The following is a 14624-nucleotide window of genomic DNA, read 5'->3' as shown; positions in this document are numbered from 1 at the left end:
TTTGCCACCCGGCCCGCGCGCCACCGCCCCATGACGAAAAGCATCCATCCGCTCCACCGCCGCGCCCCGCGCCGGCCCGCCAGCCAGACGGGAGTGGCACGATGATTTCGCGCGCGATGTTCAGCGGCCTGTGGCGCTATCGCGGCTTCGTGCTGGGCAGCGTGCAGCGCGAATTCCAGTCGCGCTACCGCAACTCGCTGCTGGGCGCGGCGTGGACCGTGCTCAACCCGCTGGCCATGATCGTGGTCTACACCGTCATCTTCTCACAGGTCATGGGCAGCCGCCTGCAGGGCAGCACCGCCACCTTCGCCTACAGCATCTACCTGTGCGCCGGCGCGCTGACCTGGGGCCTGTTCGCCGAGATCACCGGGCGCAGCCAGTCGGTGTTCATCGACCACGCCAACCTGATCAAGAAACTCCAGTTCCCGCGCATCTGCCTGCCCATCATCGTGGTGCTCAACGCGCTGGTCAACTTCTCCATCATCTTCGGCCTGTTCACCGTCTTCCTGGTGCTCTCCGGCAGCTTTCCCGGCTGGGTCTACTTCGCGGTGTTCCCGGTGCTGCTGCTGCAGATCATGTTCGCCATCGGCCTGGGCATGGTGCTGGGCGTGCTCAATGTCTTCTTCCGCGACGTCGGCCAGTTCTTCACCATCGTGCTGCAGTTCTGGTTCTGGTTCACGCCCATCGTCTACCCGGCCGCCACGCTGCCGGCGCCGGTGCGCGCGCTGCTGGTGTGGAACCCGATGGCGGCCGTGATCGGCGCCTATCAGCAGATCCTGGTCAACGGCCAGGCGCCGCAGTGGGGCAGCCTGCTGCCGGTGGCCGTGGCCGGCCTGCTGTGCTGCGCGCTGGGACTGCAGTTGTTCCGCAAGCGCGCCGGCGAGATGGTCGATGAACTGTAAGCCGCACACCGAGAGCACATCATGGGCACCATAAGCGTCAAACAACTGGGCAAGGCCTACAAACAATACGGCAACCGCTGGAGCCGCCTGGCCGAGTGGGTGTTGCCGTCGCTGGGCCCGCGCCACCGCCTCAAGTGGGTGATCGAGGACATCAACTTCGACGTCGCGCCGGGCGAGGCGGTCGGCATCATCGGCATCAACGGCGCCGGCAAGAGCACGCTGCTCAAGCTGATCACCGGCACCGCCCAGCCCACCACCGGCAGCGTGCACATCACCGGCCGCGTGGCCGCGCTGCTGGAGCTGGGCATGGGCTTCCATCCCGAGTTCAGCGGCCGCCAGAACGCCTACATGGCGGGCCAGCTGCTGGGCCTGACCGTCGAGGAGATCAGCGCGCTGATGCCGGAGATCGAGGCCTTCGCCGACATCGGCGACTACATCGACCAGCCGGTGCGGGTGTATTCGTCCGGCATGCAGATGCGGCTGGCCTTCAGCGTGGCCACGGTGCGCCGCCCGGACGTGCTGATCGTCGACGAGGCGTTGTCGGTGGGCGACGCCTGGTTCCAACACAAGAGCTTCGAGCGCATCCGCCAGTTCCGCAAGCTCGGCACCACGCTGCTGATCGTCAGCCACGACCGCGCCGCGATCCAGTCGATCTGCGACCGCGCGCTGCTGCTCGACCGCGGCCGCCTGGCCTACCAGGGCAAACCGGAAGAAGTGATGGACTACTACAACGCCCTGATCGCCGAGCGCGACGGCGTCAACATCGAACAGGGCGTGGCCGCCGACGGCCGCACCCAGACCAGCTCGGGCAACGGCAAGGCCACGGTCACCGCCATCAGCCTGGAGAACGCCGACGGCGCGCCGGTGGAGACCATCAACGTCGGCGTGCCGGTCACGCTGCGCATCAAGGTGAAGGTGCACGAGGACCTGCCGCGCCTGGTGCTGGGCTATCTGTTCAAGGACCGCCTGGGCCAGCACATCTACGGCACCAACACCCACCACATGGAGCAGCCGCTGACCGACCTGCGCGCCGGCGAACAGATCGAGTATCGTTTCAGCTTCCCGATCAACCTCGGCCCCGGCAGCTACTCGGTGACCACCGCGCTCACCAGCAGCGAGACCCACCTGGCCGACAACTACGAGTGGCGCGATCTGGCGCTGCTGTTTACCGTGATGAACATGAACCGCAAGCCCTTCGCCGGCACCAGCTGGCTGGAACCGGCGATCGAGATCGCCCGATGAGCGCCGGCTTCTACCGCGCCTTCGAGGACCGCTACCGCGGCTCGCGCGAGCTGATCAAGCAGCGCCTGCGCGCCTACGAGCCCTTCTTCGCGCCGCTGCGCACGCTGCAGGAGCCGCCCGCCGCGCTCGACCTCGGCTGCGGCCGCGGCGAGTGGCTGGAGCTGCTGGGCGAACAGGGCTTCCGCGCCCACGGCGTCGACCTCGACGACGGCATGCTGGCGGCCTGCCGCGAGCGCGGCCTGGATGTCGAGCTGGGCGACGCCGTGGCCTGCCTGCGCGCGCTGCCGGACAACAGCCTGGCCGTGGTGTCGGCCTTCCACCTGGTCGAGCACATCCCGTTCGAACTGCTGCAGACGCTGGTGGCCGAGGCACGCCGCGTGCTGCTGCCGGGCGGCCTGCTGATCATGGAAACGCCCAACCCGGAAAACCTGGTGGTGGGCGCGTCCAGCTTCTACCTCGACCCGACCCACCTGCGGCCGATCCCGCCGCAGCTGCTGGCCTTCGTCACCGAGTTCGGCGGCTTCGGCCGCCACAAGGTGGTGCGCCTGCAGGAGGAGGCCGGCCTGCGCGGCGACACGCCGGTCGCCCTGATCAACGTGCTCGACGGCGTCAGCCCGGACTACGCGGTGGTCGCGCAGAAGCGGGCCGAGGCGGCCGGGCTGGCGCCGGTCGAAACGGCCTTCGGCGCCGGCTACGGCCTGGCGCTGGGCCAGTTGGCGCAGCGCTTCGAGCAGCGCCTGGAAGGCCGCGACGACGCCCTGCGCGCCGCGCTGGCCGAGCTGGAAAAGCACACCATCGACAGCAAGCTGCGCCTGGCGGGCGCCGAGTCCGGCCTGGAGGGCGTGACCCGCCTGAGCCAGGCGAACGCCGCCCGCAGCGAGGAGCTGGCGCACGCGCTGGCCGATCTCTCCAACCGCGTGCACGCCACCGAGGTGGCGCAGCAGCAGGCCGAGGAGGCGCGCCGGCAGATCGCCGCGCTGCTGGCCAGCAGCTCGTGGCGCATCACCGCGCCGTGGCGCATGGTGGGCGGCTGGGCGCACCGTGGGCGCGCCGCCTTGCGCGCGCGCGCCAAGGCCGCGCTGCTGGGCGCCGCCCGCGCGCTGCAACGGGCGCCGCGCCTCAAGCGCCTGCTGCGGCCCGTGCTGCTGCGCATCCCCGGCGTGACCCGGGTCTACCAGGCCAGCATCGCCGCCGGCCAGGCCATGCCGCCCGAACCGCAGGCGCCGCTGGGCGACATGTCGCCGCGCGCGCTGCGCGTCTACCGCGACCTTCAATCCGCGCTCGAGAAGACAAGGAAACATTGATGCGTATCGTCATCGATTTGCAGGGAGCCCAATCCGAAAGCCGCTTCCGCGGCATCGGCCGCTATTCGCTGGCGCTGGCGCTGGGCGTGGCGCGCAACGCCGGCCCGCACGAGGTCTGGCTGCTGCTCAACGGCGCGCTGGCCGACGCCATCGCCGACCTGCGCACCGCCTTCGCCGGCCTGGTGCCGCCCGAGCGCATCCGCGTGTTCGAGGTGCCGGTGCCGCTGGCCGAGCTGCACACCGACAACAGCGCCCGCACCCGCGCCGCCGAGCTGCTGCGCGAGCACGCCATCGCCCAGTTGCGCCCGGACGCGGTGCTGGTCACCAGCCTGTTCGAGGGCTTTGTCGACGACGCCGTGGTCTCGGTCGGCGCCTTCGCCGGCGCCGAGCGCACCGCCGTGGTGCTGTACGACCTGATCCCCTTCCTCAATCCGGACGCCTACCTCGGCACGCCGGCCCAGCGCCAGTACTACGAGCGCAAGATCGCCTCGCTGCGCCGCGCCGGCCTGCTGCTGGCTATCTCGGACTACTCTCGCCAGGAAGCCATCGACGCGCTGCGGCTGACGCCCGAGCAGGTGGTGGCCATCTCCACCGCGGTGGACGACAGCTTCCAGCCGGCCGCGCCGGATGCCCGCCTGTGGTCCGAGCTGCGTAGCCGCTACGGCCTGACGCGCGCCATGCTGATGTACGCGCCGGGCGGCTTCGACGCCCGCAAGAACATCGACGGCCTGATCACCGCCTTCAGCCTGCTGCCGCCGGCGGTGCGCGCCGGCCACCAGCTGCTGATCGCCAGCAAGGTCGGCCAGCACGACCGCGACGCGCTGCTGGCGCACGCGGCGCGCGCCGGCCTCGCCGCCGACGAGCTGATCTTCACCGGCTACGTCAGCGACACCGACCTGATCGAGTTGTACCGCAATGCCGCGCTGTTCGTCTTCCCATCGCGCCACGAGGGCTTCGGCCTGCCGGCGCTGGAGGCCATGGCCTGCGGCGCGCTGGTGATCGGCGCCGACAACACCAGCATTCCGGAAGTGATCGGCTGCGACGAGGCGATGTTCAACGCCGACGACCCGGCCGCCATCGCCGCCAAGATCGCCGAGGTGCTGACCGACGACGCGCTGCAACAGCGCCTGCGCGCGCACGGCGCCCGGCAGGCCAAGCGCTTCTCGTGGGACGCGTCCGCGCAGCGCACCGTGCGCGCGCTGGAGGCTTGGCGCGGCCAGGCCCCGGCGGTTGCAGCCACGCCGGCGCGCAAGCCGAAGCTGGCCTTCGTCACGCCGCTGCCGCCCGAGCGCACCGGCATCGCCGACTACGCCGCGCAGCTGCTGCCAGCGCTGCTGGACCACTTCGACATCGAACTGGTGCTGAAGCAGGAACAGCTGACGCTGGCGCCGGAACTGGCCGCGCTGCCGCAACGCAGCGTCGACTGGTTCGACCAGCACGCGGACGATTACGACCAGATCCTCTACCAGTTCGGCAACAGCCCCTTCCACAGCCACATGTTCGGCCTGCTGCGCCGGCATCCGGGCGTGGTGGTGCTGCACGACTTCTTCCTGAGCGGCGTGCTGGCCTACGAACAGCGCACCGGCAACATGCCGGGCGTGTGGTCGCAGGCGCTGTTCGACAGCCACGGCTACCCCGCCCTGCTGGCCGGCCAGCACACCGACCAGGCCGAGGCGATGCGGGTCTATCCGTGCAACCTGGCGGTGCTGCAGGACGCCACCCGCGTCATCGTCCACTCCGAGCACGCCCGCAGCCTGGCGCGCCAGTGGTACGGCGAACAGGCGGCGGCCAACTGGAACGTGGTGCCGCTGCCGCGCGCGCTGCCGGCGCAACAGGACCGCGGCGCCGCCCGCCGCGCGCTGGGCATCGCCGACGACGCGCTGCTGGTGTGCAGCTTCGGCTTCATCGCGCCGACCAAGCTGACGCTGGAACTGATCGAAGCCTGGCTGGCCTCGCGCCTGCACGCCGACCCGCGCTGCGTGCTGGTGCTGGTCGGCGAGAACCACGGCGGCGACTACGGCGCCGAAGTCACGGCCGCCATCGCCGGCCACGAACGCATCCGCATCGCCGGCTGGACCGACGAAGCGGTCTACCACCAGTACCTGCAGGCGGCCGACATCGGCGTGCAGTTGCGCAGCGTGTCGCGCGGCGAGACCTCGGCCGCCGTGCTCGACTGCATGAACTACGGCCTGGCCACCATCGTCAACGCCAACGGCTCGATGGCCGCGCTGCCCACCGACACCGTCTGGCAACTGGCGGACCACTTCGAGCTGGCGGCGCTGACCGCCGCGCTGGACGGCCTGCGCGACGACGCCGGCCGCCGCCAGGCGCTGGGCGCGGCCGCCGCGCACCTGCTGCACACCGCGCACAGCCCGGCGCAATGCGCGCGCCTGTACGCCGAGGCGATGGCCGAAGCGGCCGCCGACGCGCGCCACGACCGCCCGGCGCTGCTGCGCGCGCTGGCCGAACGCGACGACCTGCCGGCCGACGAAGCCTCGCTGCAACAGCTGGCGGCGGCCATCGCCCGCCTGCCGGAGCCGGCGCTGCCGCGCCAGCTGCTGGTCGACGTCACCGCCATCGCCCGCCACGACCTGAAGACCGGCATCGAGCGCGTGGTGCGTACCCAGGCGGCCGAGCTGCTGCGCGCGCCGCTGCCGGGCTGGCGCGTGGAGCCGGTCTACCTGACCGACGAGGGTGGCCGCTGGCACTACCGCTACGCGCGCCGCTACACCGCGCAACTGCTGGGCATCAAGGTCGAGCTGCACGACAGCGTGGCCGACACCAGCACGGGCGACATCTTCTACAGCGCCGACTACACGCCGGGCGCGGTGATGGCCGCCGCCCAAGCCGGCCTGTACGCGCACTGGCGCGCGCGCGGCGTGCAGGTCAACTTCCTGGTGCACGACCTGCTGCCGGTGCTGCGGCCGGAATTCTTCCCGTCCGGCGCCGACCAGCACCACGGCGCCTGGCTGCGCTGCATCGCCGCCGAGTCCGACCGGGTGATCTGCATCTCCGACGCGGTGCGCCAGGAGCTGCGCGAGTGGCTGCAACAGCAGGACGCCGAGGCGCCCCTGCCGAAGCTGGCGGTGCTGCACCACGGCGCCGACATCGGCGCCGAGACCGCCGCACCATCGGCGCCGGACGCCGAGCTGGCGCGCTGCACCGCGTTGCCGAGCTTCCTGATGGTGGGCACGATCGAGCCGCGCAAGGGCCATCTGCAGGCGCTGGACGCGTTCGAGCAGTTGTGGGCCGAGGGCGTGGAGGCGCATCTGGTGATCGTCGGCGCCGAGGGCTGGAAGCCGCTGCCGGCGCACGAGCGCCGCACCATTCCGCGCATCGTGCAGCGCCTGCGGCAGCATCCGCAACTGGGCAAGCGCCTGTTCTGGCTGCAGGGCCTGGACGACCAGGCGCTGCAGCAGCTGTACCGCGACAGCGCCTGCCTGCTGGTGCCGAGCGAGGGGGAAGGTTTCGGCCTGCCGCTGATCGAGGCCGCCAGCCACGGGCTGCCGTTGCTGGCGCGCGCGCTGCCGGTGTTCCGCGAGGTGGCGGGCGGGCATGCGCAGTATTTCGACGGAACCGACGGCGCCGCGCTGGCCCAGGCGGTGCGCGCCTGGCTGGCGCTCGACGCGCAGGGCAAGGCGCCATCGTCGGCCGGCATGCCGTGGCAGACCTGGGCCGACAACGCGGCCGGCCTGCTGGCCGTGCTGCGCGGCGAACGCTAAGCCCCCGTCACTCCCGCGCAGGCGGGAGTCCATACTGAGCTGGCCCGCATGCGCCGCATGGATTCCCGCCTTCGCGGGAATGACGGGCTAGCGTTCAGGGCTTTTCGTGGAAGCGTTCCAGGCCGACCTGCATGGTGCCGGTGCTGGTGCCGACGTCGTGATACAAAATCAGCAGATCCATGTTCTCGCGGTCGCGGAACAGATATTCCTTCAAGCGCCGGATCTGGTCCGTGCTCAGCTGCCCGATGTTGTTGGTGGCCACCTGCTCCACATCCGAATAATAGCGCGCATACCAGCCGGACACCTTCGAGCCGAACGAATCGGTCAACATCACCAGCCGGCGCTTGGGCGCCTTCGGATTGTGGAAGCGCGAGATGTCGTACAGCGTCTCGGCGTATTCCTTGAACTCGGGGAAGCAGCGCCCGCCGTAGCACGAGTCGACGCCGGACGCGGCGAAATCAACGCCCTGGATCGGCCCCTTCAGCTGGATGCCGGCGAACAGGCCCGAGATGTCGGACGGGATGTCCTGGAGCGTGACCACGGTCAGCGGCGGCGCGGCCGGCTCCAGCGGCCGGCCGAAGCGCGGCAGCGTCAGCCGCGCGACGTCGGCCAGGCCGCCGCCGCTCCAGTGGAACCAGTGCTTGGGAAACAGCACCTCGCGCTGGTTGATCTCGCGCATCTCCTGCAGCGGATAGTAGATCGACGGCTGCGCCTCCGGGCCGAAGGCGCCGGAGGCGAGCCAGCCGGCCACCGGCGTCGCGGCCGAGGCGCACACCGGCGCCAGCCAGGCCGGCAGGTCGTCGTACACCACCACCGGCGCCGACGGCACGATCATCATCTGCGGCCGCAGCCCCATCGCGTGGAAGTCGTGGAACAGGCGGCCGATGTACTCCGGCGTGCCGGGCTTGGTCTCGCCGCCCGCGCAGGCGGCCTTGACGGCGGAGAAGCGCGGCACGTTGGTGCCGTGGGCGCTGAGGAAGATGCGGCCGTGGCGCCCGGCCTCGACCTGGATCGACGGGAATTCGTGGAACAGGCGGTAGCGCAGCCGGTTGTGGGCTTGCAGCAGCGCGGCGCGGAAGCCGAAGTTGTCGTTGATCCAGGCGTCGAGCTTGGGCGGCAGCGCCAGCGCCGACGGCCAGTCGGTGGGCCGGTCCGGCAGCGAGGCCAGCACGCGGTTCTCGCCGCGGCGGTCTTTCACCGCGTGCATGCCGCCGACGATGGCGGGAATGGACAGCAGCGCGACCAGCGCGATCTTGGCCGCGTGCCGGCGCAGCGGGCCGGTGGAGGAAACAGACGTCATCATCAGAAACGGAAGTAAATAAACGGGTTGTAGGTGCCGGCGGCCATGTTCAGCACGCACAGCAGGAGGGCCGCGACCAGCGCGGCCGAGCGCAGCGGCGCGGCCTGCAGCAGCGCGGAGGCGCGCCCGTCCAGCGTCTGGCGCGGCAGGCGCACGGTGGCGATCAAGGTGCCGATTACCAGCGCCAGGGCGGACGAGGCCGTGAAGTCGAGCTGCCACGGGTGCGGCATGGCCGCCTCGGGCTGCAGGCCGGCCATGGTGCGCAGGAAGGACAGCGCGTGCGGCACGCTGTCGGCGCGGAAGAACACCCAGCCCAGCATGACCATCAGCAGCGTCCAGGCCTGCGCCACCAGCGCCGGCAGCCGCGCCAGCGCCGCGCCCAGGCCCAGGCGCTCGAGCACCAGCAGGGCGCCGTGCCACAGGCCCCAGATCACGAAGGTCCAGGCGGCGCCGTGCCACAGGCCGCACAGCAGGAACACCAGGCCCAGGTTGAGGTAGGTGCGCAGCGGGCCGTGGCGGTTGCCGCCCAGCGGGATGTACAGGTAGTCGCGGAACCAGGACGACAGGCTGATGTGCCAGCGGCGCCAGAACTCGGTCATCGACAGCGAGGCGTACGGGCGCTCGAAGTTGGGCGGGTAGCTGAAGCCCAGCATGTGGCCGATGCCGATCGCCATGTTGGAGTAGCCGCCGAAGTCGAACAGGATCTGGATGGTGTAGCAGGCGATGCCGATCCAGGCGCCGGCCGTGGTCAGCTGCGACGGGTCCTGGGCGAACAGGCGGTCGGCCGACAGCGCCACGGTATTGGCGATCAACATCTTCTGCGCCAGGCCGACGATGAACTGGCGGAAGCCGGCCCAGATGCGGGCGTTGGGCAGGTCGCGGTGCTCGATCTCGTGGGCGATCTGGCGGTAGCGCACGATGGGGCCGGCGATCAGCTGCGGGAACATGGCCTTGTACATGGCGAAGCGCCAGAAGCTGCTCTGCACCTCGATGTCGCGGCGGTACAGGTCGATCAGGTAGGAGATGCCCTGGAAGGTGAAGAACGAGATCCCCAGCGGCAGCACCACGGCCGGCACCGTCACGCCGTGGCCCAGCGGCTGCGCCAGCTGGTTGTAGATGCCGGCGAAGAAGCCGATATATTTGTAGTACATCAGGAACGCCAGGTTGGCCGCCACGCCCAGCAGCAGCATGGCCTGGCGGCGGCGCTGGCCCCGGGCCGCGTTGATCAGCCAGCCCACCCCGTAGTTCAGCAGCGCCGACGCCAGCAGCAGCGGCACGAAGCGCGGCTCGCCCCAGGCGTAGAACAGCAGGCTGCCGATGAGCAGCACGCCGTTTTTCCACGGCAGCGCGTAATACAGGATCAGGAACAGGGGGAAGAAATAGAATAAGAACGTGGCGGAACTGAAAACCATGAATAAACCTCGATAGGGGACCGGCCGGGTCGCCGCAGTCAACAAAAAGATTGCCGGGGCGAACATTATCGCAGACCTGCCGTATAATCACGGCGGATTATACTTGCCTTATATGTAACCGGCTGTAACGGCACTTGCCGCACCCATGGCCGCCCCGTACCTTAAACGCCCCCGCATTGACGCACCCTAACCACCGAAGACTATGCAGCAAACCAAATCCCCGTCCGTCGCCGTCGTCATCCCCAGCTACAAAGTGACGCGCCATATCCTCGGCGTGCTGGCGGCGATCGGCCCCGAGGTGGACCGCATCTACGTGGTCGACGACCGCTGCCCCGACCAGTCCGGCGCCTATGTGCGCGCCCACAACACCGACCCGCGCGTGGTGGTGGTCGAGCATGCGGAGAACCAGGGCGTGGGCGGGGCCGTCATGACCGGCTACCAGGCCGCCATCGCCGGCGGCGCCGACATCATGGTCAAGGTCGACGGCGACGGCCAGATGGACCCGGGCCTGATCCCAGCCTTCATCGCCCCCATCCTGGCCGGCGAGGCCGACTACACCAAGGGCAACCGCTTCTTCGACCTGGAGCAGATCGGCAGCATGCCGCCGATGCGCCTGTTCGGCAACGCCATGCTGTCGCTGCTGACCAAGCTGTCGTCCGGCTACTGGGACCTGTTCGACCCGACCAACGGCTACACCGCGATCCACCGCGACGCCGCCCGCCACCTGCCGTTCCACAAGATCAGCAAGCGCTACTTCTTCGAGACCGACATGCTGTTCCGCCTCAACACGCTGAACGCGGTGGTGCACGACGTGCCGATGGACGCGGTCTACGGCGACGAGGTCAGCAACCTGAAGATCTCCAAGATCGTCACCGAGTTCATGGCCAAGCACGTGCGCAACTTCTGCAAGCGGGTGTTCTACAACTACTACCTGCGCAATATGTCGCTGGCCTCGATCGAGCTGCCGCTGGGCGCGCTGATGCTGGTGTCGGGCAGCGTCTACGGCGGCCTGCACTGGATCGACTCGGCCCGCGCCGGCCTGCCGACCGCGGCCGGCACGGTCATGCTGTCGGCCATGCCTATCCTGATGGGCATGCAGCTGCTGCTGGCCTTCCTGGCCTACGACATCGCCTCGGTGCCGCGCAAGCCGCTGCAGGGCCGCGTGCGCCTGACGCGCAGCACACTCGTCCGCAACTGACGCTGCGGCGCGCGGCCGCCAGGCCGCCGCCAACTCCAACCCATTCGATAGTCCATGCGCCCACTCCACCGCCTTGCCGCCCGTATTCCCCGCCTGTCCGATCCGGCCCTGTTTGCGATCGCGTTGCTGGCCATCTTCCTGTACATCGTGTTCCGCAACATCGGCCTGTATCCGACCGTGTTCGGCGACGAATGGTCGTACAGCAGCTTCACCCGCCTGACGCCGTTCAAGGACACGCAGGTGCCGTCCTACCTGTACTACACGGTGTACCGGCTGACCAGCTTCTGCGGCGAGGGCTTCCTCGAGTGCGCGCGCCTGATCAACGCCGTGTTCTACGTCGGCGCCACGCCCTTCCTCTACCTGATCGCGCGCCAGTACATGCCGCGCCGGCTGGCCGCCGTGATCGCGCTGCTGGCCGTGCTGGCGCCGAGCAACAGCTACACCGCCTACTTCATGCCGGAAGCCATGTACTTCTGCGGCTTCTGGCTGTTCAGCTGGACCGTGCTGCGCGGCCTGGGCCGGGTCGACGTCCGCGCCGTGATGCTCAGCTCGGCGATCCTGGGCCTGCTGGCGATGGTCAAGGTGCACGCGCTGTTCCTGATCCCGGCCTACGTGGTCTACCTGGCCTACGCCGCCTTCGCCCAGCGCCAGGCCGGCGACCGCTGGCGCTGGCTGCGCCGGGCGCTGCTGCTGGTGGCGGCGGCGCTGGCCACGGCCGCCGCGGTGCGCTACGCGGTGGGCTACCTGTACGCCGGCCGCAACGGCCTCTACCTGCTGGGCACCTTCTATTCCAACCAGGCGCAGACCCGGCCCGGCGTGGGCGTGCTGATCCAACTGGCGCTGGCCAGCCTGCAGGGCCACCTGATGGGTCTGGTGCTGATGTCCGGCATGCCGCTGGCGGCCGCCGCGCTGCTGTGCGCCAGCCGCGCCCAGCGCAACGGCGCCGCGCGCGGCAGCAACACGCTGCTGGCCTACGCCGCGCTGATGATCCCGTCGCTGGTGGCGGTGACGGCGCTGTTCACGGCGCTGGTGGCCGGCGGCGGCAGCGGCGAAAGCGGCGCGCGCCTGCACATGCGCTACTACGATTTCGCGCTGCCGCTGATGCTGATGCTGGTCGGCACCCAGCTGGCGGCGCCGCGCCCCGGCGCGGGCTGGCGCGCCCGCCTGCTGGCGGCGCTGCCGCTGCTGCTGGCGACCTGGGCGGCCTGCCGCTACCTGGTCCCGGCCTACACCCCCAACTACATCGACAGCCCCACCCTGTACGGCATCACGCGCGACCACGGCAGCATGCTCGGGCTGACCGCCTTCGGCGTGGCGGCGCTGCTGCTGTGGATCGTCCAGCCGCGCCAGGCGGCGCGCTGGTTCGTCTACATCGTCACGCCGCTGGTGGTGATCGTCTCCGGCGTCAAGCTCAACCAGTACACCCGCATGGCGCAGCACGCGGACGCCTTCGTCAAGGCCGGCCAGTTCGCGCACCACTACCTGGCGCCCGAGGAGCTCAAGCACCTGACCATCATCGGCGACGACGGCGGCAACCTGCTCAAGAGCCGCTTCTTCGTCGACAGCGTCGAGGCCAGCGTGCTGCAGGTGCCGCCCGGCCAGCCGATCCCGGCGGCCACGCTGGCGCAGCCGCACGCCTGGCTGCTGGTGGTGGGCGACTATCCGCTGCCGGCCGGCGCGGTGCGCCACAGCGGCATGCGCGGCTTCACGCTGGCGCGCATCGTGCCGCCGGAGGAGGCGCGCCAGCACCGCTTCGCCGAGGCCGAGGATGACACCCTGCGCAGCACCGGCCTGTCGGGCATGGAGCATTGGGGCCGCTGGTCCGACGGCGAGCTGGTCACGCTGCGTTTCGCCCAGCCGCTGCCCAAGCAGTTGCTGCTGCGCCTGGACGTGGCGGCCTACGGGCCAAACGCCGGTCTGGACTTCCAGGTCACGGCCGGCGGCCAGACCCTGCCGCTGCGCGCGGACGGCGCGCACGGCATGAAGGAACTGCGCTTCAACACCGACGGCACGGCGCGCGTGATCACCATCAAGGTACCGAAGCCGACCTCGCCGCAGGAACTGGGCAACGGCAGCGACCAGCGCAAGCTGGGCATCGGCCTGTACAGCCTGGAAACCGTCGACGCCGCAGCGCCCCGGCCCTGAGCCGGCTCAGCGCTGGAACACCAGGAATTTGGCGCTGACGAAGTTCAGCGCCAGGCCGGCCAGCGTGCCGCAGCACACCGCCAGCAACGGCGCGGCCGGCAGCAGCGGCGCGGCGGCCGGCCAGTGCGCCATCAGCGCGATCACGGCGGCCGAGACGCCATAGTTGACGGCGCCGCCGAAGGCCATGGCGCCGACGTAGCGCCACCACTGGCGCCACGCGCTGCCGGTGGCGGCGTCGAAGGTGTAGCGGCGGTTGATCCGCCAAGTGACCCATACCGCCGACAGGAAGGACAGCACGCGCCCGGCGTGGAAGCCGCTGCCCAGCGCCAGCGCCAGGTACAGCACCAGCACGTCGACCGCCAGCCCGGCCACGCCGGCCACGGCAAAACGCAGCAGCTGGACGCGAACGTGCGGCGCCAGCATGGGTCAGGCGTCGGACGCCGGGCGCGGCGCCGGCACCGCCAGGTAGGCGAAGCGCTTCTGCTCGATGCGGCCCTTGGTCACGGTGTCGAGGATCAGGCCGCACGACAGCGACAGCACGCTCAGCATGCCCAGCCCGGTGCACAGCACGGCCGTCGGCAGGCGCGGCACCAGGCCGGTGCGCAGATAGGTGGCCACCAGCGGCTCGGCCAGCACCAGCGCCAGCAGCGCGCACAGGCCCGCGCCCAGGCCGAAGAACGGCAGCGGCTTTTCGTTCTTGAACAGCTTGACGATCATCCACAGGATGCGGACGCCGTCGCGGTAGGTGTTGAGCTTGCTGACCGAGCCGTCCGGCCGCGCGCCGTAGCGGGTCGGCACCTCGGCCACCGGCATGCGCAGCTCCAGCGCGTGCACGGTCAGCTCAGTCTCGGTCTCGAAGCCGGCCGCGTGCGCCGCGAAGGACTTGGCGTAGCGGCGCGAGAACACGCGGTAACCCGACAGCATGTCGGTGAAGGTGTTGCCGAACACGGCCGCCACGCAGCCGGTCAGCAGGCGGTTGCCGAAGCGGTGGCCGAAGCGGTAGGCTTCCTGCTCGTCGGCGTGGCGGGTGCCGACCACCATGTCCAGGCCCTCGTCGAGCAGCCGGCGCACCAGCTGCGGCGCCACGCTGGCGTCGTAGGTGTCGTCGCCGTCGACCATCACGTAGACGTCGGCGTCGACGTCGGCGAACATGCGGCGGATCACATTGCCCTTGCCCTGCTGGCGCACGCTGCGCACGATGGCGCCGGCCGCGCGCGCCACGGCCTGGGTGTCGTCGCTTGAGTTATTGTCGAACACGTACACCGGCGCGCCCGGCAGGCAGGCGTTGAAGTCGCGGACGATGGCGGCGATGGTCAGGGCTTCGTTGTAGCACGGGACAACGATGGCGATACGGTGCTGGGGAAAGGGATTCAATTGAGCATCTATGAGGATCGGTTGC

Annotated in this window: 10 protein-coding genes; 6 read left to right on the top strand and 4 right to left on the bottom strand. The window is 70.1% G+C overall.

The window, feature by feature from the left end; genetic code table 11:
• Positions 1-101: 101 nt before the first annotated feature.
• From HUX88_RS02695 to HUX88_RS02680, 4 genes are read left to right on the top strand one after another with little or no spacing between them, the layout of a single operon-like run.
• Positions 102-902: an ABC transporter permease gene (locus HUX88_RS02695; protein WP_301549455.1), complete on the top strand. Its 801-nt coding sequence runs from the start codon at positions 102-104 to the stop codon at positions 900-902.
• Between the two features lie 21 nt (positions 903-923).
• Positions 924-2144: an ABC transporter ATP-binding protein gene (locus HUX88_RS02690; RefSeq protein ID WP_176360719.1), complete on the top strand. Its 1221-nt coding sequence runs from the start codon at positions 924-926 to the stop codon at positions 2142-2144.
• Positions 2141-3448: a bifunctional 2-polyprenyl-6-hydroxyphenol methylase/3-demethylubiquinol 3-O-methyltransferase UbiG gene (locus tag HUX88_RS02685; RefSeq protein WP_176360718.1), complete on the top strand. Its 1308-nt coding sequence runs from the start codon at positions 2141-2143 to the stop codon at positions 3446-3448. Before HUX88_RS02690 ends, HUX88_RS02685 begins: the two co-directional genes overlap by 4 nt.
• Positions 3448-7170: a glycosyltransferase gene (locus HUX88_RS02680; RefSeq protein ID WP_176360717.1), complete on the top strand. Its 3723-nt coding sequence runs from the start codon at positions 3448-3450 to the stop codon at positions 7168-7170. The genes HUX88_RS02685 and HUX88_RS02680 overlap by 1 nt, the downstream gene beginning before the upstream one ends.
• A 94-nt stretch (positions 7171-7264) precedes the next feature.
• On the opposite strand, the gene HUX88_RS02675 is transcribed toward HUX88_RS02680, so the two are convergent.
• Together HUX88_RS02675 and HUX88_RS02670 are read right to left on the bottom strand one after the other, a co-directional pair.
• On the bottom strand, positions 7265-8473 hold the full coding sequence (locus HUX88_RS02675; protein ID WP_117011927.1) for a hypothetical protein: 1209 nt from the start codon (positions 8471-8473) through the stop codon (positions 7265-7267).
• On the bottom strand, positions 8473-9882 hold the full coding sequence (locus HUX88_RS02670) for an MBOAT family protein (RefSeq protein ID WP_176360716.1): 1410 nt from the start codon (positions 9880-9882) through the stop codon (positions 8473-8475). The genes HUX88_RS02675 and HUX88_RS02670 overlap by 1 nt, the downstream gene beginning before the upstream one ends.
• Before the next feature lie 202 nt (positions 9883-10084).
• On the opposite strand from HUX88_RS02670, the gene HUX88_RS02665 reads away from it, so the two are divergent.
• On the top strand, positions 10085-11080 hold the full coding sequence (locus HUX88_RS02665) for a glycosyltransferase family 2 protein (RefSeq protein ID WP_117011929.1): 996 nt from the start codon (positions 10085-10087) through the stop codon (positions 11078-11080).
• A gap of 54 nt (positions 11081-11134) precedes the next feature.
• Positions 11135-13225, top strand: a complete 2091-nt coding sequence (locus tag HUX88_RS02660; RefSeq protein WP_176360715.1) for a glycosyltransferase family 39 protein — start codon at positions 11135-11137, stop codon at positions 13223-13225.
• A gap of 6 nt (positions 13226-13231) precedes the next feature.
• On the opposite strand, the gene HUX88_RS02655 is transcribed toward HUX88_RS02660, so the two are convergent.
• Together HUX88_RS02655 and HUX88_RS02650 are read right to left on the bottom strand one after the other, a co-directional pair.
• The gene (locus HUX88_RS02655; protein WP_176360714.1) at positions 13232-13648 is read right to left on the bottom strand and encodes a GtrA family protein; all 417 of its coding nucleotides are present in this window, start codon (positions 13646-13648) and stop codon (positions 13232-13234) included.
• A 3-nt stretch (positions 13649-13651) separates the two neighbouring features.
• Positions 13652-14599 (bottom strand): glycosyltransferase family 2 protein, encoded by a 948-nt coding sequence (locus HUX88_RS02650; RefSeq protein ID WP_117011932.1) that lies wholly within the window; start codon positions 14597-14599, stop codon positions 13652-13654.
• Positions 14600-14624 lie beyond the last annotated feature (25 nt).

This window comes from Duganella sp. BJB1802 (genome assembly GCF_013369445.1).
Lineage (GTDB): Bacteria > Pseudomonadota > Gammaproteobacteria > Burkholderiales > Burkholderiaceae_D > Rugamonas > Rugamonas vulcania_A.
The sequence above is the reverse complement of the archived record's forward strand: the minus strand, read 5'-3'. Positions and strand labels throughout refer to the sequence as shown.

What these genes read in the sequence shown, in the direction of transcription:
- HUX88_RS02695 (WP_301549455.1), top strand. Translation starts at nt 102, where the DNA reads ATGATTTCGCGCGCGATGTTCAGCGGCCTGTGGCGCTATCGCGGCTTC.
- HUX88_RS02690 (WP_176360719.1), top strand. Translation starts at nt 924, where the DNA reads ATGGGCACCATAAGCGTCAAACAACTGGGCAAGGCCTACAAACAATAC.
- HUX88_RS02685 (WP_176360718.1), top strand. Translation starts at nt 2,141, where the DNA reads ATGAGCGCCGGCTTCTACCGCGCCTTCGAGGACCGCTACCGCGGCTCG.
- HUX88_RS02680 (WP_176360717.1), top strand. Translation starts at nt 3,448, where the DNA reads ATGCGTATCGTCATCGATTTGCAGGGAGCCCAATCCGAAAGCCGCTTC.
- HUX88_RS02675 (WP_117011927.1), bottom strand. Translation starts at nt 8,473, where the DNA reads ATGATGACGTCTGTTTCCTCCACCGGCCCGCTGCGCCGGCACGCGGCC.
- HUX88_RS02670 (WP_176360716.1), bottom strand. Translation starts at nt 9,882, where the DNA reads ATGGTTTTCAGTTCCGCCACGTTCTTATTCTATTTCTTCCCCCTGTTC.
- HUX88_RS02665 (WP_117011929.1), top strand. Translation starts at nt 10,085, where the DNA reads ATGCAGCAAACCAAATCCCCGTCCGTCGCCGTCGTCATCCCCAGCTAC.
- HUX88_RS02660 (WP_176360715.1), top strand. Translation starts at nt 11,135, where the DNA reads ATGCGCCCACTCCACCGCCTTGCCGCCCGTATTCCCCGCCTGTCCGAT.
- HUX88_RS02655 (WP_176360714.1), bottom strand. Translation starts at nt 13,648, where the DNA reads ATGCTGGCGCCGCACGTTCGCGTCCAGCTGCTGCGTTTTGCCGTGGCC.